We start from the raw sequence: 19,829 nt of genomic DNA, 5'->3' as shown, positions 1-19,829 counted from the left end.
TACTCTTTGAAATTAAAAGGTTTTTCCGGATCTTCAATCACCACCGATACTTGACGCACCCACCGCCCTCGCCTATAAGCCCTCACGAAGCAGCGGCCCGCAAAGGCCGCCGTTTTGTTATTGGCTGATGACAAGCGTCTTTCGCCAATCCAAGCAACAAGAAACGCCTTCCCCGTGAAGGTCAAAACCGAGAGCAGAAAACATGACAACCTTTTCGCAGAAGCCTGCGGATGTGGTGAAGAAGTGGATCCTGATCGACGCCGAGGGTCTCGTCGTCGGCCGTCTTGCCACTGTCATCGCCAATCATCTTCGCGGCAAGCACAAGCCGACCTTCACCCCGCATGTCGACGACGGCGACAATGTCATCGTCATCAATGCCGACAAGGTGGTGTTCACCGGCAAGAAGTTCACCGACAAGGTCTATTACTGGCACACCGGCCACCCCGGCGGCATCAAGGAGCGCACCGCGCGCCAGCTGCTCGAGGGCCGTTTCCCCGAGCGTGTCGTCGAGAAGGCCGTTGAGCGCATGGTTCCGCGTGGCCCGCTCGGCCGTCGCCAGATGAAGAACCTGCGCGTCTATGCAGGCGCGGAGCATCCGCATGTCGCCCAGCAGCCAGAAGTCCTCGACGTGGCCAAGCTGAATTCCAAGAACAAGAAGGTCGCATAAGATGGCTGAGCTTTCCTCGCTCGCAGAACTGGGCGCCGCCACCGGGAACACGAACACCCAGGCCGCGGCCCCCGTCCATGTCCAGAAGCTCGACAAGTCGGGCCGCGCCTATGCCACCGGCAAGCGCAAGAACGCCATCGCGCGCGTCTGGGTGAAGCCGGGTTCCGGCAAGATCGTCGTCAACGACAAGGAATTCGCGACCTATTTCGCGCGTCCGGTCCTGCAGATGATCCTCAACCAGCCGATCATCGCGTCCAACCGTTCGGGCCAGTACGACATTGTCGCCACCGTCGTCGGTGGCGGCCTCTCCGGCCAGGCCGGTGCCGTTCGTCACGGCATCTCCAAGGCGCTGACCTACTACGCGCCGGCGCTGCGTGCCGTGCTCAAGAAGGGTGGCTTCCTGACCCGCGACAGCCGCGTCGTCGAGCGCAAGAAGTACGGCAAGGCCAAGGCCCGTCGCTCCTTCCAGTTCTCGAAGCGCTAAGCGTTTCGAATTTCCGATATCAAAGGCCGCCTCCGGGCGGCCTTTGTTTTTCGGGCCGCGGATTTCAGTGATCGACAGGTTGTGGGACGGCGCCCCTCCGACCTGCCGGGCAACAGTCACGAGAGGGAGATCGGCAGCTTCAGCCCTAATTGATGCTGGCCGTATGCGTCGGTTCGGCCGGCCGCTTCTCGTCGGCATAAGGCACACGATAGCCGTTCGCCGCCAGCCAGGCGATCGCCGCCTTCGGCTCGTCGGTCTGGATGATGGTGGCGCCGCGATCGGCCCAGAAGCCCCAGGCTTCGCGCGGCGAGCTGGCCTGGACCGCCAGTTCGTCGCCGCGGCCGCCGGCGAGGAAGCCGCCCGGCTTGTTGACGATGGCATAGGTGTCGGCCCAAATATGCCAATCGCCCCTCACCGCCTCGGCGCGCATACGCGTGCTGAACAGCGGCCCGCCGGTTTCGGTCAACGTCTCGGCGCCCGCCCGCCAGTTGATCAACTCGATCGCGCCCGGCGCGAAAGCGTGGTCGACCGTCGAGGCGAAGCCGGCATCATGCACGGCGTCATCGGCGATGATCGGCATGAACTGGAAGCCACCGCCGGCCGCGGCCATGGCGGCTTTCACCGTGCTGATCCTGTTCTGGTTCCAAAGGTTTTCCTTGACGATGACCTGCTCGGCCATGCCGAGATCGCGAGCCACCGCGATCATGCCCGGGAGGTCGCCGACTTCGAGCTTGTTGTCGAGATTGATGAGGATTCTGTCCCTAGTCGTCATCAGCATCTCGCGCAATGTCGAGACGGTCTCGTTGGTGACAGCATGGGTGCCCTCGATCACCAGCCGGCATCTCTTCAGTTCGGCCAGCGTGTAGTTGATGACTTCGCCCTTGCAGGTCGTCGTGCGGTCGAGCCGGCTGTCATGCATGACGATGAGCTCGCCGTCCTTCGAGCGCCTGATGTCGACCTCGACGATTTCGGCGCCGATCGCGATCGAGCCTTCGACGGCCGCGAGCGAATTTTCCGCATGGAGCGTCTTGCCGGACTGCATGCTGCCGGCCCTGTGCGCGGCCACCATGACATGGTCGCGCCACTGGTTGGCATGTTCGAAGCGGTCGAGGATCTGCCTGGCGCGTGCTTCGCCGGCCAAGGCCTGGCCGGAGACGGCCGCCAGCGCGGTGGAAAGCAGAAGGCTCAGCCAGATCGTCCGCATCGAGAATCGCTCCTTGCCGGATCGAGCCGGGGATAGGCGACCTCGGTGACATCCAGGTGAACGAAGCCGGCTAGCGTTTGGCCGGCGATGCGGGTCAGATGCGCTTCGACAGCCTGCGGAACCAGGCCATTGCAGGCATTTCGACCAGGCGCCACGTGATCCACGACATGGCGATGGTGGCGGCGAGCATGACGACGATCGCTACTGTCCCTGTCCAGCCGGGCCCAAAACCGGTCGCGGGACCGCCCCGCAGCACGATATCGCCGATCAAGCCGAGGCCGAGTTTGCGCTCGACGAGCCCGGCGACATTGATCAGGCGCGCCTGGACAAAGATGTGGACCATATAGATCGAATAGGACAGCGCGCCGAGCGTCAGCATGAACGGCGTCCTGAGCAACGCGCTGATCCAGCCGCCTTCATGGGCGAAGAGAAACAACGCCAGGGCGAACACCAGCGGCGCTGCGATGCCGGCGTCGTTGTCACCCGCCAGCGAGACAAAGAGAACGATGACGGCCACCATGATGATTTCGGCAAGAGTCCAGCTCACCCGCGGGCCGTTTGCGACCAGAACCTGTCGCGCCCCTGCAATGGAATCATGCTGAAACCAGGCCAGCAGCGCGCCGAGCGAGAAGCCGTAAAGGCAGCGGATGAAGCCGAAATCGTAGGACACGTCCATATGATGCGTGGAGAAGCCGAGCAGGAACAGCGGCGCGGTAACGGCGGCGGCGACAAACCATATCCAGGCGCGTGCGCCTGCGATGAAGACCACGCCGGCAAACAGGAGATAGGCGAAAAACTCGGCCGAGATGCTCCAGCTTGGCGCATTCCACGTCAACCGATCCTCGAAGCCGACACCTTGCAGCAAAAGGAGATTGGCAGCCAGGCTCTTGAGGTCGGAGCCGCCAGTGAAGGGAGCAGCCCCCGTGCCATGCAGTTGCGGCAGCACCAACCGCAACAGCTCGAAGGCGGCAAAGGCGGCAAGCATGACCAGATGCAGCGGATAAATGCGGCCGAAACGGACCAGCGCAAAGCGGGCGACCTCTTCCGGCCGGCCCAGCCGATCGGCATAGCTGGAGGCGATGACGAAGCCGGAAAGGACGAAGAAGAAGTCGACGAAAAGATAGGACGAACCGATAAAGCTGCTCTGCGAGATCACTGATGCGGTTGGGAAATGAAACAGCGCCACCAGCAACGCGCAGATGCCGCGCCACGAATCGAGAACCTGGAAGCGATCGCCGGCGATCGTGCCGGCGTGGGTCGACACCACGGCATCCGACGGATTAAGAAACGCGGTCTGCGTCATGATGATACAAATCCTGTCTTGCCGTGGCGCCCGGGCGGCGCGGTTTCGTCTCCCCAAGCTGTGACTGGCATCTTCCATGCCGGTTCTGTAGTTGTTGCACCCCGATGAAAACGAGGACCCGTAATGGCGACCAAGAACATCGACCATGCCTTCACCGCCCGCTCCAAAACGGGTGGCGCCCTTGAGCCGACCTATTCGGGCGCGCTGTCTTTCATGCGGCGCAAATACACCAAGGACGTGAAGGGCGCGGATGCGGTGGTGTGGGGCATTCCCTTCGACGCCGCCGTCACCAACCGGCCGGGCGCCCGGTTCGGGCCGCAGGCGATCCGCCGCGCCTCGGCGATCCTCGACAACGACCCGCAATACCCGTTTTCGCGCGATCTGTTCGAGCACCTCGCCGTGGTCGATTATGGCGACTGCCTGCTCGACTCGGGCAACCATCAGAAGACGCCCGGCACAATCGAGCGCGAAGCGGCCAAGATCCTGAAATCGGGCGTCTTCCTGCTGACGCTCGGCGGCGACCATTTCGTCACCTGGCCGCTGCTCAAGGCGCATGCCGCCATCCACGGACCGCTGGCCTTGGTGCAGTTCGACGCCCACCAGGACACATGGCCCGATGACGGCAAGCGCATCGACCACGGGTCCTTTGTCGGCCGAGCGGTCAAGGAAGGCATCATCGATCCCGACCGCTCGATCCAGATCGGCATCCGCACCCACGCGCCCGACACGTTCGGCATCAAGATCCTCTATGGCCATGAGATCGAGGAGATGCGCGCCTCCGACATCGCCTACGCCATCGTCGATCGCACCGGCGGCAAGAAGACCTATCTGACCTTCGACATCGACTGCCTCGATCCGGCCTATGCGCCTGGAACCGGCACGCCAGTTTCGGGCGGCCCGTCCTCGGCGAAGATCCTGTCGACGCTGCGTCAGCTCAACCAGGTCGATATCGTCGGCGCCGATGTCGTGGAGGTTGCGCCGGCCTATGATCACGCCGATATAACGGCGATCGCCGGCTCGATGGTGGCCATGCAGTATCTCGGCCTGCTGGCCGAGCGAAAGGCACGGCTCGAGGAGCTGAACAACGGCAACCACAACGGCGCCGCGGTCAATCATGGCAACGGCATATAGTCTTGGTATATCAGGGAATTTGATCAGGCAATGAAACCGAAAATCTTCATCGACGGCGAGCACGGCACCACCGGCCTCCAGATCCGGGCGCTGCTTGCCGAGCGCGGCGATCTGGAGATCATTTCCATTCCGGTCGAGCGTCGCAAGGAAACGACCGCGCGCGCCGAATTCCTCAACGCCGCCGATATCGCCATCCTGTGCCTGCCCGACGATGCAGCCAGGGAAAGCGTCTCGCTGATCACCAACGACACCACCAAGGTGATCGATGCGTCGACCGCGCATCGCGTGGCCGAAGGCTGGGAATATGGCTTCGCCGAACTGGACAAGGAGCAGGCGAAGAAGATCGCCACGGCCAAGCGCGTCGCCAATCCCGGCTGCTGGCCGCAGGGACCGATCGCGACGCTCAGGCCGCTGGTCACCGCAGGCCTGCTGCCGGCCAATTTCCCGATCGCCGTCAACGGGATCACGGGTTATTCGGGCGGCGGGCGCCCGATGATCGAGGACTATGTCGCCAAGGGCGAGGACGCCTCGGAGTTCCTGCCCTATGGCCTGACCCTGCAGCACAAGCACGTGCCGGAATTGAAGGCCTATGCGAAGCTGTCGCATGATCCGATCATGCAGCCGGCGGTGGGCAATTTCGCCCAAGGCATGATCACGGTGGTGCCGTTGCAGCTCGGCGGCCTCGAACGCGTGCCGACGGGTGCCGAACTTCACGCCGCCATTTCGGACCATTTCGCCGCGATCAAGGGCGGTGTGGTCGAGGTGGCGCCCTATGCGCATCTGGAGCGCGTGCCGGACATCGATCCGGAGATCTATAACGGCACCAACCGCATGAGGGTCTATGTCTTTGCCAACGACAGCAGAGCCCAGGCGCTGCTGCTGGCGGTCTACGACAATCTCGGCAAGGGCGCCTCGGGCGCGGCCGTCCAGAACATGGACCTGATGCTCGGCCTGTGATGGACGCACCGGCCTTTCCAGCGCGCTGGCAAGTCAGCGAACCCGAACTCATTGCCGAAACATTCTCGAGCCGCATCTGGAAGGTGCGGCGCGAGGACGGCTCACCGGCGATCGTGAAGGCGCTGAAGCCGTTCGACGACGTTGCCGACGAGTTGCGCGGCGAGCATTTCCTTGCCTGGCGGCGCGGCGAAGGCGCGGTGCGGCTTCTCGGCCGTGACGGCCATTCCATGCTGCTCGAATATGGCGGGGACACACTTCTATCGCAGGTTCTCGACGAACAAGGCGACAATGCAGCGACCGCCATCGCGGCGGATATGATGGCGAAATTGTTTTCGCCATCTGATCACCCCTACCCACCCGAACTTCAGCCGCTCGGGGAGCGGTTCGCCAGTCTTTTCAAGAAAGCCGCAACCGATCGCGTCATCGGCGATGACAGCCTCTATGTCGAGGCCGGCGCCATCGCGGACCGGTTGCTGGCCAATCCGCATGACATCAGGCCGCTGCATGGCGATCTGCATCACGAAAACATCCTGCGGGGACCGCGCGGCTGGTTGGTGATCGATCCCAAAGGCGTGCTCGGTGATCCCGGTTTCGATGCCGCCAACATGTTCTACAACCCGCTCGACCGCGATGCACTTTGCCTCGCCCCGGAGCGGATCGCAGATATGGCCGAGGTCTTTGCCCGGGCGCTGGGACAATCACCGGCAGCGATACTGGATCATGCCATCGCCTATGGTTGCCTGTCCGCGGCCTGGCACCATGAGGACGACAATGCGGTCGAGGAGAACCGCGAACTGTCTATTGCCGCGGCGATCCGCTCAGTGCGGGCGCATTTTTGACCTCCGAGACAGCTGTGGTAACCGCCGCGGACGCCGACAAGGCTGCCAAGGCCGCTCAGCGCCAGTCGACGCCATCCGCCGCCGCATTGCGTCAGGCGGAATTCGACGGCGAGAAGACGACGCAGTCCAACGAATTCTGGATGTGATCGGCCGCGCTCAGCGTCCGACGGCAATCTCGTTGGGCAAGGGATAGGCGCCTTTGGTGCCGCGCCAATGGGCGGCGGCAAAGCCCAGCACAACAAGCGCAAACGCCTGATGGGTCAGTGCCATATGCAGGGGCACCTGCATCAGCAGCGTGCCGATACCGATCGAAGCCTGCACCAATACCAGAACGAACAACAGCGTCGCGCGTCGCGCATGCGTCGAGCCTGGCAGCCGCCGACGCGTGGCGATCATGTGCCAGAGCGCGACCGCGAAGACCGTATAGGCGCCGAGCCGGTGGATGAACTGCACCGTCTTCGGGTTCTCGAAGACGTTGCGCCACACCGGATCGAGGATGAGCAGATCGCCTGGAATGATCCTGCCGTCCATCAGCGGCCAGGTGTTGTAGCTCATGCCGGCGTCAAGACCGGCGACCAGACCGCCAAGATAAATCTGGATCAGCGCCAGAAGCACAATGAAACCGGCCAATCTCTGCGTCGAGCGATCGGCCGCAGGCTCGGAGTGAGGAGCAAGACCCCGCGCGACAACCATGGTCGCGGTGAAGATCAGGGCCGCCAGCGTCAAGTGCGTGGCGAGCCTGTACTGGCTCACCGACACGCGGTCGACCAGGCCGGAGGCCACCATCCACCAGCCGATGGCCCCCTGCAGCCCGCCGAGAAGCAGAATGCCGACCAGCTTCGGTCCAAGGCCGCGCTCGATGCGGCGCGTCGCCCAGAAGACCAGAAGCGGCAAGGCAAAGACCAGGCCGACACTGCGCGCGAGCAGGCGATGCGCCCATTCCCACCAGAAGATCGACTTGAACGCCTCGATGCCCATGCCCTTGTTGAGCTCTGTGTATTGCGGGATCTGCTGGTAGCGTTGGAATTCCTCCTGCCACTCGGCGTCGTTGAGCGGCGGGATGACGCCATGGATCGGCTGCCATTCGGTGATCGACAGGCCGGATTCGGTCAACCGCGTGGCGCCGCCAACCAGCACCAGCGCGAACAGCACCAGGAGCACGACGTACAGCCAGCCGCGCACGAGTACCCGGTTGTGCAGGTCGCGGTCGCGGGCCTGATAGGGCGCGGCGGCGGTGATGGCGGCCATGGCTATATCCCGGCAGGTTGAATGTCGCGGATTGGTGAACCATCGCACTCCTGCTGGCAAGACCGCGCAGCGCGGCACGCCGTCGCGCCTGATGTGGTAGGTTGCGCGCGTCCCGCGTTCGGCCTAAGCGGTAGCCATCAACGAGGCCAAGCCATGCCCATTCGACTGAAAAAGCTTATCGGAATGTTCCTGCTTTTGGCGCTGGTCATCATCTACGCGCTGGTCGCGTCGATCTTCGCGGTCGCCCGCCTGTCGGAGTCGGGCGCGCTGGTGCAATTCCTGTTCTTCCTCTTCAGCGGTCTGCTCTGGGTGCTGCCGGCGATGGGCATCATCAAATGGCTGATGCTGGAGCCGAGGGCCAAGCGCTGAGCCCAGCCCGGACCGGGCAGTCCGTCAGATCGTGACGAGCATCTTGCCGGCGTTGGCGAGCGGCGTCGTCACGCCCGACAGCATAGTGCGGATATGGTGCAGGCTCTGGTAGCGGCCATTGACCGAAATGCGCGGCAGGGCATGCAGGAAACCGGAATGTTCGGCGCGCAGCACGCCGTGGCGGGTGGTCACGGCGGAAGCATAGCCGGCGTCGCGCGCAAAGCCCACTTCGCGGCAACCGACGGCGCTGGCGTAGCCGTAGGGATAGGCGAAATGGCGGGGTTCCTCGCCAAGCTCAGTTCGCAGCATGTCGTTGACGGCGCCGATCTCGCGCCGCGCATCGGCCTCGGAAAGCCGCTTCAGATTGCTGTGGTTGACCGTATGGGCGCCCATCGTCACCAGCGGATGTGCGGCGACGGTACGGATCTCATCCCAGTTCATCAGCGTGCGCAGGCGTGGGGCGTCCGCGTCGACCCCATTCGAAGCGGCCAGATCGCGCAGCACGCTCCGCAGGTCCTCCTCGCCGACCTCGGTGGTAAAATAGGCATGCAGGCGGGCGATGGCCTGATGTTTCCTGACGGGGGTCGCGCAATCGATCACGGTCGGGCCGTTCGGTGTGGTCAGGGTCAGGCGATCGCAGGCATTGACGATATCCTCGACCACATCCCACCAAAGGTGGGCGGTGCCATCGATCAGCCCTGGAGCGACATAGATGGTGAGCGGCGCGCCATGCTTCTCCAGCACCGGCAAGGCCTCGGTCATGTTGTCGCGATAGGCATCGTCGGCGGTGATGGTGGCGAACCGGCCGCCCTTGCCGCCTGCCTTGATGCGCTCCACGGCTTCGTCCATCGAGACGAAGGCATAGCCGTCCGCTCTCATGTCGGCGATCACGGCATCGAGGAAACTGGGCGCGATGTTGAGGTGCCGGTTGACGCTGTCGGGCTTTTCGGGTGTCGCCGTCACGCGGTGCAGCATCAGGATGGCGCCGATGCCGCCGACAAACGGCCTGGCCAGCGGTGCGAGGCCGGTATAGCGGGCGACGTTGAGCGCCAGTTTCCGGATTGCCTCCCCACCGTCGATCATTCATTCACCTTTTGCGCCTAGGCTATCCAAGCACGGAATACGCCCGAGCGCCCCCCAAATCGGGATCAGTACGCCTTAAGGATTGAGGTATGGTTGACGCAACCGCGTCATTTGATGGCAAGCGGCTCGCGGCGATCCAGGCTTCATCACGCGCACTGCCCGGGCATACCGCGGGGCTGTCGGTTTCAGTTGCCGCCGCCGAAGGACTCGCGGCGTATGCGGCGTTCTGTCGTTCGGCACTCTATGCGCCGGCGCAAAGTGCGGCATGGGTCTTGACCTGGGCCGCCGAGGTCAAGCCCGATCTGCTCATCGCCACGCTCGAACTGGAGGGCAGGCCGGCTTTCGCAGTGGCGCTGGAGGTGGTCAAGCGCGGCCCGTTGCGGGTCGCCCAGTTCATGGGCGGCCGCCACGCCAATGGCAATTTCGCCGCCGCCGAACCGCAATGGCTGGCGAGCGGCGACATCACAGCCATCCGCTCAATGCTCGCGGCGATCGCCGGGTCCCGGCCCGATATTGATCTCATCGCGCTGGAAAGATTGCTGCCCGATCTCGACGGCATTGCCAATCCGCTGGCATCGCTCGATCATTTCGCCAGCCCCAATCTTTCGTTGGCCGTCGACCTCAGCGGTGGATTCGATGCGCTGCTGCTGCGTGCCAGCGGCAAGCGCAAACGCAAGAAGCATCGTTCGCAGACGCGCAAGTTCGAGGCCGTCGGCAGCCACCGGCGCATCGAGGCGCGCAGCGCCGACGAGGTGGAGAGGCTGCTCGACGCGTTCTTCGAGATGAAGGAACAGCGCTTCCGCAAGATGGGCATTGCCAACGTCTTCGGTGACGACCGGACACGCGCCTTCTTCCGGGGGCTGTTTACGCAAGCGCTTGCCGAGGACAAGCCTTGCTTCGTGCTGCATGGGCTGGAGGTCGCCGGCAAGTTGCGCGCCGTCACCGGATCGAGCCGCTCGGGCCGGCGCCTGATCTGCGAGTTCGGGGCGATCGCCGAGGATGAACTCGCCAACACCAGCCCGGGCGACTTCCTGTTCTTCGACAACATCCAGAACGCCTGCCAGACCGGGTTCGCGGTCTATGATTTCTCCGTCGGAGACGAGCCCTACAAGCGGCTGTGGTGCGATATCGAAACGCAGCATTTCGAGGTCCTGGTTCCGCTGACGCTCAAGGGCCGTGCGCTGGGACAGGCACTTCGCCAGGGCGCGCGGCTGAAGGCCTTTGTCAAGAACAGCCCGACGATCTGGAAGCTAGCCAAGATGCTGCGCCGCAAGGCAGCCGGACAGACGCCCCCCCTTCCCACCGAAGACGAACACTAGACCTCAGAAATTGAGAGCCTCGCGGAGCGCTGGGCCTGCCCTGACGCGGAGATCGAGATCAGCCTCGATGTGGTCGATGTGGTGCAGCATCAAGCGGCTCACCAGCCCGGAGTCGCGGCTTTCCAGCGCACCGACAATACCCGTGTGCTCCGTGTGGCCGCAGGCCGATACGCCAGACCGTCCGTAAAGCGCAATGACAAGCGACGAGCGCGCAACCAGTTCCTCCATGAAGCGCTGCAGGATGGCATTGCCGGCGACCGAGGCGAGCAACAGATGGAAATCGCCGGACGCCTTGATTTCGGAACGCCGCGCCGTCGGACCGCGCTCGGCGATGAAGCGGCCCTCCTCGTCGAGTTGCGCCCTGAAGGCGACAATATCGGCTGATGTGACCCGCTCGCAGGCGGCAGTGGCAATGCCCGGCTCGATCAGCCGGCGCGAGGCGAACACCTGGCGCGCTTCCTCGGGCGATGGATTGGCAACGAAGGCGCCTCGATTGCGCTCGGTTCGCACCAGCCCTTCGAAAGACAGCATCTGCAGCGCCGCGCGAGCGACGGTGCGCGACACATCGAACAGCGTGCCGACCTCGCCTTCCGACAGCTTGGTTCCCGGCGCCAGCCTCCGGTCGACTATGGCGTCGCGCAGACTGTCGCGAATCGCCTGGGCGCGATCCTGGTTGGCGCTGTCTGCGGCGGAATAGACCTGATCGGTGATGTTCATGGCGATGATGGTTCCCGCCCTCTTCTAACGCGAGTCCTCGCTCGTGCACGAGAGGCAAAGTGAACACGAAGTCGAAAAAGATTGCATACGATTTTTGTGCAGATCGCGCGCGATAGCTCATAATTTGTGCAATGCACAAAGTAGCCTCGAAGGCAGGCAACCGGCAAGAAGCCTGATTTCTTTAAACGATTCAAACGCTTGGCCCCACATCCCCAGGTTGGCACGCATGATGCTTTGGTTAATGCACCAAACGGGGAAGCCTGAATGTCCAAAGCCGCCGAGATCGACATCGTGTCCGTTTCGAAAGTCTATGGAACGACGACCGCCGTCGAGGACATCAGCCTGAAGATACCGGCGGGCACCTATTGCTGCCTGCTCGGCCCTTCCGGCTGCGGCAAGACCTCGACGCTGCGCATGATCGCCGGTCACGAAAGCATCTCGTCAGGCGACGTACGGCTCGGCAACATTGTTGTCACCGACCTGCCGCCGGCAAAACGCGGCACGGCAATGATGTTCCAATCCTATGCACTGTTCCCGCATCTGGATCTCGTCGACAATGTCGCTTTCAGCCTGAAGATGAAGGGCGTCGACAAGGAACAGCGCCGTGCCAAGGCGCTCGACATGCTGAAGCTGATGCAGATGGAGGCCTATGCGACGCGCCGGCCCGCGCAGCTTTCCGGCGGCCAGCAGCAGCGCGTGGCGCTCGCCCGGGCTTTGATCACCGATCCGGAAGCGCTGCTGCTCGACGAGCCGCTGTCGGCGCTCGACCCGTTCCTGAAGATCCGCATGCGCGCCGAGCTAAAGAAACTGCAGACCTCGCTCGGCATCACCTTCGTCCACGTCACCCACAGCCAGGAGGAGGCCATGGCCTTGGCGGACCTGATCGTGGTGATGAATGAGGGCCGTATCGAACAGGCGGCGCCTCCGCGCGACGTCTTCGAACGGCCGGCCACGGCCTTCGTCGCGCGCTTCATGGGCGACCACAATGTCATGTCCGGCCGGGTCACCGGCGAGCATGACGGCATGGTCGTCTTCGACGTCAATGGCGGCGGCTCGCTCGCCGCCTGCGGTCACGGTCGAGAGCCGGGCGCGCCGATCGATATCGCCATCCGCACCGATCATGTGCGCATCGGCGACGCGCCTGCGCCCGGCCTCGGCTTCACCGGCATCGTTTCCAACGTCGAATATCGCGGCCATTCGGTAAAGTTGTCGGTCAACGGCGCCGGCATCGATGACTTCACGGTGATCGTCGACGATTCGGATTTCTTCGCAAAGCCTGTCGCCGTCGGCGACGCCGTGCCGCTCGCCTGGGACCGGCAGGACGCGGTCGTTCTTGGCCGTCTCAATTGATGACCGCCTTCATTCAACACTCAATGACCAAACCAAAACAAGACAGGGGAATGAACATGACAAAGACGACTGAAACAAAACCGGGAATTTCGCGCCGCTCGCTGCTGAAGACGGGGGCTGCTGCCGTCGGCTTCGCCGCCGGTTCCGGCGTCATCACAGGCTTTCCGACCATCTGGGCGCAGTCCAACATCACGCTACGCCAGTTCGGTACCGGCGTGTCGAACCTCAATGCCATCGCCGACAAGTGCAAGGCCGATCTCGGCATCACGCTGGAGATGACCGCGACCGATTCCGATGCCGCCGCCCAGCGCGCCGTGACCCAGCCCGACAGCTACGACATCGCCGACATCGAATACTGGATCTGCAAGAAGGTGTTCCCGAGCGGCGTGCTGCAGCCGATGGATGTCAGCAAGCTGAAATATTACGACGAACTGGTGCCGCTGTTCAAGACCGGCAAGCTGACGCCCGACAGCGTCATTGCCCAAGGCACGGCGCCGCACACGGTCGGCTTCGTCGAGGCGCAAGACAGCAAGACCTTCGCCAAGGCACCGACCAACTGGTTCACCATGGTGCCGACCATCTACAACGCCGACACGCTGGGCATCCGCCCCGACCTCGTTGGCCGCGACATCACCACCTGGGCCGACATCATGGACCCGGCCTTCAAGGGCAAGACCGCGATCCTCAACATCCCGTCCATCGGCATCATGGACGCTGCGATGATCATGGAAGCTACCGGCAACATCAAATATGCCGACAAGGGTAACATGACCAAGGACGAGATCGACAAGACGATCGACTTCCTGATCAAGGCCAAGCAAGCCGGCCAGTTCCGCGCCTTCTGGAAATCCTTCGACGAGAGCGTCAATCTGATGGCGTCGGGCGAGGTGGTGATCCAATCCATGTGGTCGCCGGCGGTGGCCGCCGTGCGCTCCAAGGGCATTCCCTGCCGCTTCCAGCCGCTCAAGGAAGGCTACCGCTCATGGGGCGGCGGCCTTGGCCTCGCCGCCCATCTCAAGGGCGCCGAGCTCGACGCCGCCTATGAATACATCAACTGGTACACGTCCGGCTGGGTCGGCGGCTATCTCAACCGCCAGGGCTACTACTCGGCCAACATGGTCTCGGCCAAGAAGTTCATGTCCGAGGACGAGTGGGGCTACTGGATCGAAGGCAAGCCGGCCAAGGGCGAGATCAAGGCGCCCGACGGCACCGTCATGGAAAAGGCCGGCGCCGTGCGTGACGGCGGCTCCTTCGAAGAGCGCATGGGCAAGGTCGCCTGCTGGAACTCGGTCATGGACGAGGATCGCTACATGGTGAAGCGCTGGAACGAGTTCATCGCGGCGTAAAGGGAACAAGCGCCCTCCTCTACCCCTTCTCCCTGGCTGGAGAAGGGGAACGCGGCCCGGCCGTATCGCCAAACCCGAGAGCATTGATGACAGTCGCGCTCGAACGCCCCGCAATCGCCGCCGCGAAACCAGCCCGACGACGCCGGTTCTCCATCGGCGCCGTCGCGCCCTATCTGCAGTCGGCACCTCTGGCGCTGATCCTCGGCGCGTTCTTGCTGCTGCCCATCATCATGATCGTCGTCGTGTCGTTCTGGGACTACGACTTCGCCACAATGTACCCGGACTTTCTCACCACCAATTATTCCGACGTTCTCGGCTCCTGGGTCACCTGGAAAACCTATCTCAACACCATCAAATTCGCATTCATCGTCTGGGGGCTGACCCTGTTCATCGGCTTCTGGGTCGCTTATTTCCTCGCCTTCCACATTCGAACGACCGCCATGCAGATGGTGCTGTTCCTGGTCTGCACGGTGCCGTTCCTGACCTCGAACATCATTCGCATGATCTCGTGGATACCAGTGCTCGGCCGCAACGGGCTGATCAACTCGACGCTCGTGCATCTCGGGCTGGTGCCGAAGCCCATCGAATGGCTGCTCTATTCGGAATTCGCGGTCGTGCTGGCCATGGTCCACCTCTACACGCTGTTCATGGTGACGCCGATCTTCAACACGCTGATGCGCATCGACCGTTCGCTGGTCGAGGCCGCGCGCGATGCCGGCGCTTCGGGCTGGCAAGTGCTGTGGAACGTCATCATCCCGCTGGCCAAACCCGGCATGGCGATCGGCACCATCTTCGTCGTCACCCTGGTAATGGCCGATTTCTCCACCGTGCAGGTGATGTCGGGCGGCCAGAGCGCATCCGTCGCGCTGATGATGAAGAACCAGATGTCGCTGCTGCAATATCCAGCCGCCGCCGCCAACGCCGTGGTGCTGCTGGTGCTGGTGCTCTTGATGGTCGCCGGCATCCTGCGCATCGTCGACATCCGCAGGGAACTGTGACGTGAACCACGAAAAACGCACTCTTGAATTCTACGCGCTGGCGGTGTTCTTCGCGCTGTTCGTGCTGTTCCTCTACGGCCCGCTGTCGGCGATCCTGATTCTCTCCTTCCAGGGCGCGACCGGCGGCCTCACCTTTCCGCTCAACGGCGTATCACTGCACTGGTTCGCCAATCTGTTCGAGCGTCAGGCGGTCGGCGATTTCGGCGGCAGCTTCAAGCGCTCGCTGGTTCTCGGCCTTATGGTGATGATCGTCACTGTCGTCGTCTCGCTGCTGGCCGGGCTGGCCTTCCGCCAGAAATTTCGCGGCGCCACCGCTTTGTTCTACCTGGCGGTCGCCAGCCTTGTGGTACCCTCGATCATCATTTCGCTGGGCATCGGCGTCGTCTTTCAGCAGATCGGCTTCCGACCAGCCTGGTATACGTCAGCCTTCGGCGCGCATTTGACCTGGACCTTGCCGTTCGGCGTGCTCATCATGTTCGCCGTCTTCAACCGCTTCTCGCCTGCCTATGAGGAAGCCGCTCGCGACCTTGGCGCCTCGTCCTGGCAGACCTTCGCCCATGTCGTGCTGCCGATGATCGCGCCAAGCCTGATCGGCGTAGGCCTGTTCGGCTTCACGCTGTCCTACGATGAGTTCGCCCGCACACTGATGACCTCGGGAACCTTCAACACACTGCCACTCGAGATCTACGGCATGACCACCAATGTCACCACGCCGGTGCTCTACGCGCTGGGCACGGTGACCACCGTGTTTTCCTTCCTGGTGATCGTCGCAACGTTAGGCGCCATCCTCTATGTCGGCCGCCGCCGGACCAGGGCGTGATCGTGCGGATACTGGTGGTAAATCCCAACACGACGGCGAGCATGACCGAGACGATCGCGGCCGCCGCGCGCAGTGTCGCCGGTGTCTGGACCGAAATCGTCGCCGTCACGTCGTCCATGGGGCCGGCCTCGATCGAAGGTTATTATGACGAGGCACTGGCGGTGCCCGGCCTGCTAATGGAAATCGCCGCCGGCGAACGTGCCGGGGCGCAGGCCGCGATCATTGCCTGCTTCGACGACACCGGGCTTGATGCCGCCAGGGCCATGGCCGCCATTCCCGTCATCGGCATTTGCGAGGCAGCCCTCAGCATGGCCTGCTTCATTGCCCAGCGTTTCACTGTCGTAACCACCACCGAACGCTCGCGTGTGCCTGTCGAGGGGTTGGTGCAACGCTATGGCATGTCGGGTCGGGCGCGCGTGCGAGCCGCCGATATTCCGGTGCTGGCACTCGATGACCCGGCATCGGGAGCGGTTGGCAAGCTGCGCGATGAGATCGCCCGGGCCGTGGAGGAGGATCGCGCCGAGGCCATCGTGCTTGGCTGCGCCGGCATGGCGGATCTTGCCCACAGGTTGCAGAGCGAGTTCGGTCTGCCTGTCGTTGACGGCGTCGGAGCCGCTTTGAAGCAAGCCGAGGCCCTGGTGGCTCTTGGCCTCGCGACATCGAAGCGCGGTGCTTATGCGACCCCGCTCGCCAAACCCTATCGTGGTATGCTGAAATCGTTCTCTCCAGGAGCAGTCGCTGCCGAGTAAGCACCATGAAACCGATCACCCGCCCGCTGTCGCTGGGAGAATTGGCTGACCTCATCGACTGGGCGGCCGCGGAGGGCTGGAACCCTGGCGTTGACGATGCGGCGATGTTTCAGGCAGCGGATCCCATGGGTTTCATCGGCGCCTTTGCCGGCGGCGAAATGGTCGCCGGGATCTCGGCCGTGGCCTATGGGCACGATTTTGGTTTCGTCGGTCTCTACATCTGCCGGCCGGATATGCGCGGCAAGGGTTACGGCAAGGCGGCATGGACCGCGGGCATGAACAGGCTGGCCGGGCGCACCATCGGGCTCGATGGCGTCGAAGAGCAACGAGCCAACTACGAGAGCAAAGGGTTCAGGCCGCTCTACGAGACCATCCGTTACAGCGGGCGCCCTGCGGCCCTGACCATCGGCGCCAAACGGCCTCGCATGGTGACCGCGCAATTGGTGCCCGACATCATGAGATATGACGCGCTCTGCTTTCCCGCCTCCCGCCATTCTTTCCTGCAGCGATGGCTGCTGCCGCCGCACCGCGCGGTGGCAGCGATCGGGCCACGGGGAACGGCCGGCTACGCGGTAGCGCGATCCTGCCGCAGCGGCTTCAAGATCGGCCCGCTCTTCGCCGACGACATGCAGACCGCACTGGGATTGCTCGAAGACCTGGCAGGCGCCTGCGAAGGAGGCGACCTTCACATCGACGTTCCGGCCAGCAAGGTGGACTTCATCGCGGCGCTGGTGGCGGCAGGCTTCTCACCGACCTTCACCACCACGCGCATGTACAAAGGCCCGCCGCCGAGGCTTGACGCCAACAGGATATTCGGCGTGACGACGCTGGAACTGGGATAGGCCAGGCGTGCCTTTGAGCGGCGGCTCTTTCAGGCTGCTGAACGCCGCCCTGGCACCGGATTGCCTGGCGGCTCGTGGCCGAGCGGCGTCACCAGCGTCAGGTCGGGATAGCCGCTCTCGATCAGCTTGACCGCGGCCTGCGTCACCTCGTCGTCGGCCTCCAGCATCGACAGGAACACCTCGGTGGCCTCCCCGCCCAGACGGCTGATGCCTTGCGCATCGGCCGGCCCGCACTCGACCACCACCAGATCATAGGCTGTCGTCAGCGACTGCATGATGATCGGCAGCCGGTCGGCGGCACGCATGGCACGCACCGGATCGGCGGTGCCCACCGGGATGACATGGCAGTCGGAATAGAGGTCGGCATGGATCACGTCGCTGAACTGCGCCTGCGACGCCAGCAGATTGGTGATGCCGGGGAAAAGCCCGCTGTCCAGCATCGGCCGCGAGGCAGCCCCCGAGGCCGTGAGGTCGAGCAGCAGGACGCGCAGGCCGGCATCGGAAACCTCGCGCGCCACCAGGATCGCCGACGCCGCCGCTTCGTCGCCCTCGGGGGAAACGAATATGGCGCGCGCCGCCCCGCTGGCGATCAGCTTCTCGGCGGCCTTCTCGACGTCGATCTCGCCGAGCACGGAGCGCGGTCGCCGAACCTCCACGACGGGTTCAGGCTCGGCCATAGGTTCAGGTTTGGCCACGGGTTCAGGTTTCGCCAAGGATTCAGGCTCGGCGGCAGGCTCCGCTTTGGCGACAGGCTCGACCTCGGCGGCAGGTTGCGGCTGCGCCGGTGTTTGCGCGACCGTTTCGGGCCGTGATGCCTCGGAGGCGCGATTGGCGAATTCGTCGGCGATCGCCGGCTCCAGGCGGTTGGATGGCTCCTGATAAGCGGCTGGCGACATTGCCACCTCGTCGATCGGTTCAAGCCGCGCGCCGCTTGCCGGGCGCACGGCGCGGCCCGAGAAAAGTTCCCGCAGCAGCGTGAACACCGCCGCCAGCAGAAGGGAAGCCGCCGCGGCAGCGCCGACGATCGGCCCGACCTTGGGGAAGTACGGTTCGGAGGGGACCGAGGCCGGCGAGGCGATGCGAGCGTCGACCGGAACATAGTTGCGATCCTGACGCGACGCCGCCTCGCGATAATTGGTCAGGTAAAGTTCGAGTTGCTGGCGCTTGGCGGCGGCATCGCGCTGCAGCGCGTCGAGACCGACCTGCTGTTCGCCGGCCTGTGCCGAAGCAGCCTTGAGCGTGTTGACGTCGGCGACGAGTTGGTTTTCGCGCGACTTGGCGGCATCGGCCTGCATCGCCAGGCCCTTCATGATCTTCTGGGCTTCGCTGCGGATCTGCGCATCGAGATCGGCCAGCTGTGATTTGGCCGCGCGAATACGTGGATGATTGTCGAGCAGCGTCGTCGACAGATCGGCGATGTTAGCGCGCAGTTCGACCTGCCGTTCCCGCAAACGCTGGATCAGATCGGAAGACAGCACTTCCGGCAGTGAATCCAGCGATCCGCCATTTTGCAGTGCCTTGCGCACGCTCTCGGCCGTGCCTTCGGCCGCGGCGCGGTTGGCTCGCACCCGCGACAACTCGGTCGACAACTCGGCCAATTGCTGGGTGGCCAAGGTGGAATTGTTACCGCCCATCAGGAGGTCCGACTGGGCGCGGTAAGCCGCGACCTTGGCTTCGGCATCCCTGACCTGCTTGGACAGGTCGGCGATCTCGGGTGCCAGGAAGTCCGCGGCGGCGGTGTTCGATTCGCTCTTGGCCGCGCCCTGCCCCGCAATATAAGCCGCGGCAATGGCATCCGGGATGGCGGCGGCAAGCTTCGGATCCTCCGAAGAGAACTCGATGGCAATGATGCGAGTCTTTTCAACGCCGTAGACGTTGAGCTTCTCGCGCATTTTCTTCAGCACGCGTTCGTCGGCCGGAACATCCATCGGGTCGTTCTTCAGGCCAAGCAGGATCAGCACACGGCTCAGGGACGACATGTTGATCGTCTCGTCGAACTCAGACAATCGCGACAGGCCGAGTTTCTGGGCGACCTGCTTGAGGATTTCGTTGGACGAAATTATCTGGACCTGGGTGGCAACGCCTTGCTCATCGAGGATCGGCTTGTCGCTGTCCGGGTTGCTGCTGGCGGGCCGCGTGTAGACGGATTCTCGCGGGGCGATCTCCACCTGGGTCTGGGCCTTGTAGTGCCGGGTCGCGAACGACGCGGCCGCGAAGGCAAGTCCCGTCACCACGAGAACGAAGACCAGAATCCGCAGCCAGTTCCGCCCCAGGCTGGCGAAGAGCTGCCTGAGATCAACGTCGACGTCTGCGGCCGCGGACTGAACGGACATGCATCCCTACTCCGAAACTGGGTCGGGACGCACCGTAAACAACTATGGTAACTCAGCCGTTAAGATCACG

General features: G+C 63.6%; 20 protein-coding genes. 14 read left to right on the top strand and 6 right to left on the bottom strand.

What is annotated here, in order from left to right; all coding sequences use genetic code 11:
* Positions 1 to 202 precede the first annotated feature (202 nt).
* The gene (gene rplM, locus EN824_RS11120; protein ID WP_010915638.1) at positions 203 to 667 is read left to right on the top strand and encodes a 50S ribosomal protein L13; all 465 of its coding nucleotides are present in this window, start codon (positions 203 to 205) and stop codon (positions 665 to 667) included.
* 1 nt (position 668) lies between these two features.
* Positions 669 to 1,151 (top strand): 30S ribosomal protein S9, encoded by a 483-nt coding sequence (gene rpsI, locus EN824_RS11115; protein ID WP_135932248.1) that lies wholly within the window; start codon positions 669 to 671, stop codon positions 1,149 to 1,151.
* Between the two features lie 145 nt (positions 1,152 to 1,296).
* Here the strand turns inward: rpsI and EN824_RS11110 are convergent, their stop codons facing one another.
* Together EN824_RS11110 and EN824_RS11105 are read right to left on the bottom strand one after the other, a co-directional pair.
* Positions 1,297 to 2,355, bottom strand: a complete 1,059-nt coding sequence (locus tag EN824_RS11110) for a glycerophosphodiester phosphodiesterase family protein (RefSeq protein WP_135932247.1) — start codon at positions 2,353 to 2,355, stop codon at positions 1,297 to 1,299.
* A 94-nt stretch (positions 2,356 to 2,449) separates the two neighbouring features.
* Positions 2,450 to 3,658 (bottom strand): acyltransferase, encoded by a 1,209-nt coding sequence (locus tag EN824_RS11105; protein WP_135932246.1) that lies wholly within the window; start codon positions 3,656 to 3,658, stop codon positions 2,450 to 2,452.
* 123 nt (positions 3,659 to 3,781) lie between these two features.
* Here EN824_RS11105 and speB point away from each other — a divergent pair, with 123 nt between their 5' ends.
* Genes speB through EN824_RS35610 form a run of 4 tightly spaced genes read left to right on the top strand, consistent with a single transcriptional unit; the run spans position 3,782 to position 6,731 of the window.
* Complete coding sequence (gene speB, locus EN824_RS11100) at positions 3,782 to 4,789, top strand: agmatinase (RefSeq protein ID WP_135915444.1); 1,008 nt, start codon at positions 3,782 to 3,784, stop codon at positions 4,787 to 4,789.
* Between the two features lie 30 nt (positions 4,790 to 4,819).
* The gene (gene argC, locus EN824_RS11095) at positions 4,820 to 5,746 is read left to right on the top strand and encodes an N-acetyl-gamma-glutamyl-phosphate reductase (RefSeq protein ID WP_135915443.1); all 927 of its coding nucleotides are present in this window, start codon (positions 4,820 to 4,822) and stop codon (positions 5,744 to 5,746) included.
* Positions 5,743 to 6,585, top strand: coding sequence for an aminoglycoside phosphotransferase family protein (locus tag EN824_RS11090; protein WP_210236360.1), 843 nt, complete (start codon positions 5,743 to 5,745; stop codon positions 6,583 to 6,585). Before argC ends, EN824_RS11090 begins: the two co-directional genes overlap by 4 nt.
* A complete protein-coding gene (locus tag EN824_RS35610; RefSeq protein WP_210236359.1) occupies positions 6,582 to 6,731 on the top strand; it encodes a hypothetical protein in 150 nt (49 codons plus the stop codon). Before EN824_RS11090 ends, EN824_RS35610 begins: the two co-directional genes overlap by 4 nt.
* Positions 6,732 to 6,741: 10 nt before the next feature.
* Here the strand turns inward: EN824_RS35610 and EN824_RS11085 are convergent, their stop codons facing one another.
* A complete protein-coding gene (locus EN824_RS11085; RefSeq protein ID WP_135915442.1) occupies positions 6,742 to 7,833 on the bottom strand; it encodes a COX15/CtaA family protein in 1,092 nt (363 codons plus the stop codon).
* Positions 7,834 to 7,986: 153 nt separating this feature from the next.
* On the opposite strand from EN824_RS11085, the gene EN824_RS11080 reads away from it, so the two are divergent.
* Positions 7,987 to 8,202 carry a DUF2842 domain-containing protein gene (locus EN824_RS11080; protein WP_135932244.1) on the top strand — a complete coding sequence of 72 codons (216 nt, stop codon included), beginning with the start codon at positions 7,987 to 7,989 and terminating at the stop codon, positions 8,200 to 8,202.
* A 24-nt stretch (positions 8,203 to 8,226) separates the two neighbouring features.
* On the opposite strand, the gene EN824_RS11075 is transcribed toward EN824_RS11080, so the two are convergent.
* Positions 8,227 to 9,285, bottom strand: a complete 1,059-nt coding sequence (locus EN824_RS11075) for a polysaccharide deacetylase family protein (RefSeq protein WP_135928861.1) — start codon at positions 9,283 to 9,285, stop codon at positions 8,227 to 8,229.
* Positions 9,286 to 9,374: 89 nt separating this feature from the next.
* Between EN824_RS11075 and EN824_RS11070 the strand changes: the two genes are divergently transcribed.
* Positions 9,375 to 10,604: a GNAT family N-acetyltransferase gene (locus EN824_RS11070; protein WP_135932243.1), complete on the top strand. Its 1,230-nt coding sequence runs from the start codon at positions 9,375 to 9,377 to the stop codon at positions 10,602 to 10,604.
* 3 nt (positions 10,605 to 10,607) lie between these two features.
* Here the strand turns inward: EN824_RS11070 and EN824_RS11065 are convergent, their stop codons facing one another.
* A complete protein-coding gene (locus EN824_RS11065) occupies positions 10,608 to 11,321 on the bottom strand; it encodes a GntR family transcriptional regulator (RefSeq protein WP_127869609.1) in 714 nt (237 codons plus the stop codon).
* A gap of 264 nt (positions 11,322 to 11,585) precedes the next feature.
* Between EN824_RS11065 and EN824_RS11060 the strand changes: the two genes are divergently transcribed.
* The 6 genes from EN824_RS11060 (at position 11,586) to EN824_RS11035 (ending at position 17,426) form a co-directional block, all read left to right on the top strand.
* Complete coding sequence (locus tag EN824_RS11060; protein ID WP_127869610.1) at positions 11,586 to 12,671, top strand: ABC transporter ATP-binding protein; 1,086 nt, start codon at positions 11,586 to 11,588, stop codon at positions 12,669 to 12,671.
* A 56-nt stretch (positions 12,672 to 12,727) separates the two neighbouring features.
* Positions 12,728 to 14,017, top strand: coding sequence for a PotD/PotF family extracellular solute-binding protein (locus tag EN824_RS11055; RefSeq protein ID WP_135864073.1), 1,290 nt, complete (start codon positions 12,728 to 12,730; stop codon positions 14,015 to 14,017).
* Positions 14,018 to 14,103: 86 nt separating this feature from the next.
* Entirely contained in the window at positions 14,104 to 15,015 is a 912-nt protein-coding gene (locus EN824_RS11050) for an ABC transporter permease (RefSeq protein ID WP_135932242.1), read from the top strand.
* Position 15,016: 1 nt separating this feature from the next.
* Positions 15,017 to 15,835: an ABC transporter permease gene (locus EN824_RS11045; protein ID WP_135864069.1), complete on the top strand. Its 819-nt coding sequence runs from the start codon at positions 15,017 to 15,019 to the stop codon at positions 15,833 to 15,835.
* A 2-nt stretch (positions 15,836 to 15,837) separates the two neighbouring features.
* Positions 15,838 to 16,584 (top strand): aspartate/glutamate racemase family protein, encoded by a 747-nt coding sequence (locus EN824_RS11040; RefSeq protein ID WP_167531239.1) that lies wholly within the window; start codon positions 15,838 to 15,840, stop codon positions 16,582 to 16,584.
* 5 nt (positions 16,585 to 16,589) lie between these two features.
* Complete coding sequence (locus tag EN824_RS11035) at positions 16,590 to 17,426, top strand: GNAT family N-acetyltransferase (protein WP_135864065.1); 837 nt, start codon at positions 16,590 to 16,592, stop codon at positions 17,424 to 17,426.
* A gap of 29 nt (positions 17,427 to 17,455) precedes the next feature.
* On the opposite strand, the gene EN824_RS11030 is transcribed toward EN824_RS11035, so the two are convergent.
* Positions 17,456 to 19,759 carry a Wzz/FepE/Etk N-terminal domain-containing protein gene (locus EN824_RS11030; RefSeq protein WP_135932241.1) on the bottom strand — a complete coding sequence of 768 codons (2,304 nt, stop codon included), beginning with the start codon at positions 19,757 to 19,759 and terminating at the stop codon, positions 17,456 to 17,458.
* Positions 19,760 to 19,829 lie beyond the last annotated feature (70 nt).

The sequence above is a fragment of the Mesorhizobium sp. M8A.F.Ca.ET.181.01.1.1 genome (assembly GCF_004792025.1).
In the GTDB taxonomy this organism is placed as follows: Bacteria; Pseudomonadota; Alphaproteobacteria; order Rhizobiales; family Rhizobiaceae; genus Mesorhizobium.
This window is presented reverse-complemented; position numbering and strand designations above follow the sequence as displayed.

Bases quoted from the DNA above. Each gene is read 5' to 3' on its own strand.
- rpsI (WP_135932248.1), top strand. From the start codon at position 669: ATGGCTGAGCTTTCCTCGCTCGCAGAACTGGGCGCCGCCACCGGGAAC.
- argC (WP_135915443.1), top strand. From the start codon at position 4,820: ATGAAACCGAAAATCTTCATCGACGGCGAGCACGGCACCACCGGCCTC.
- EN824_RS11105 (WP_135932246.1), bottom strand. From the start codon at position 3,658: ATGACGCAGACCGCGTTTCTTAATCCGTCGGATGCCGTGGTGTCGACC.
- EN824_RS11075 (WP_135928861.1), bottom strand. From the start codon at position 9,285: ATGATCGACGGTGGGGAGGCAATCCGGAAACTGGCGCTCAACGTCGCC.
- EN824_RS11070 (WP_135932243.1), top strand. From the start codon at position 9,375: ATGGTTGACGCAACCGCGTCATTTGATGGCAAGCGGCTCGCGGCGATC.
- EN824_RS11050 (WP_135932242.1), top strand. From the start codon at position 14,104: ATGACAGTCGCGCTCGAACGCCCCGCAATCGCCGCCGCGAAACCAGCC.
- EN824_RS11030 (WP_135932241.1), bottom strand. From the start codon at position 19,759: ATGTCCGTTCAGTCCGCGGCCGCAGACGTCGACGTTGATCTCAGGCAG.
- EN824_RS11060 (WP_127869610.1), top strand. From the start codon at position 11,586: ATGTCCAAAGCCGCCGAGATCGACATCGTGTCCGTTTCGAAAGTCTAT.
- EN824_RS11080 (WP_135932244.1), top strand. From the start codon at position 7,987: ATGCCCATTCGACTGAAAAAGCTTATCGGAATGTTCCTGCTTTTGGCG.
- speB (WP_135915444.1), top strand. From the start codon at position 3,782: ATGGCGACCAAGAACATCGACCATGCCTTCACCGCCCGCTCCAAAACG.
- EN824_RS11035 (WP_135864065.1), top strand. From the start codon at position 16,590: ATGAAACCGATCACCCGCCCGCTGTCGCTGGGAGAATTGGCTGACCTC.
- EN824_RS11085 (WP_135915442.1), bottom strand. From the start codon at position 7,833: ATGGCCGCCATCACCGCCGCCGCGCCCTATCAGGCCCGCGACCGCGAC.
- EN824_RS11055 (WP_135864073.1), top strand. From the start codon at position 12,728: ATGACAAAGACGACTGAAACAAAACCGGGAATTTCGCGCCGCTCGCTG.
- EN824_RS11110 (WP_135932247.1), bottom strand. From the start codon at position 2,355: ATGCGGACGATCTGGCTGAGCCTTCTGCTTTCCACCGCGCTGGCGGCC.
- rplM (WP_010915638.1), top strand. From the start codon at position 203: ATGACAACCTTTTCGCAGAAGCCTGCGGATGTGGTGAAGAAGTGGATC.
- EN824_RS11065 (WP_127869609.1), bottom strand. From the start codon at position 11,321: ATGAACATCACCGATCAGGTCTATTCCGCCGCAGACAGCGCCAACCAG.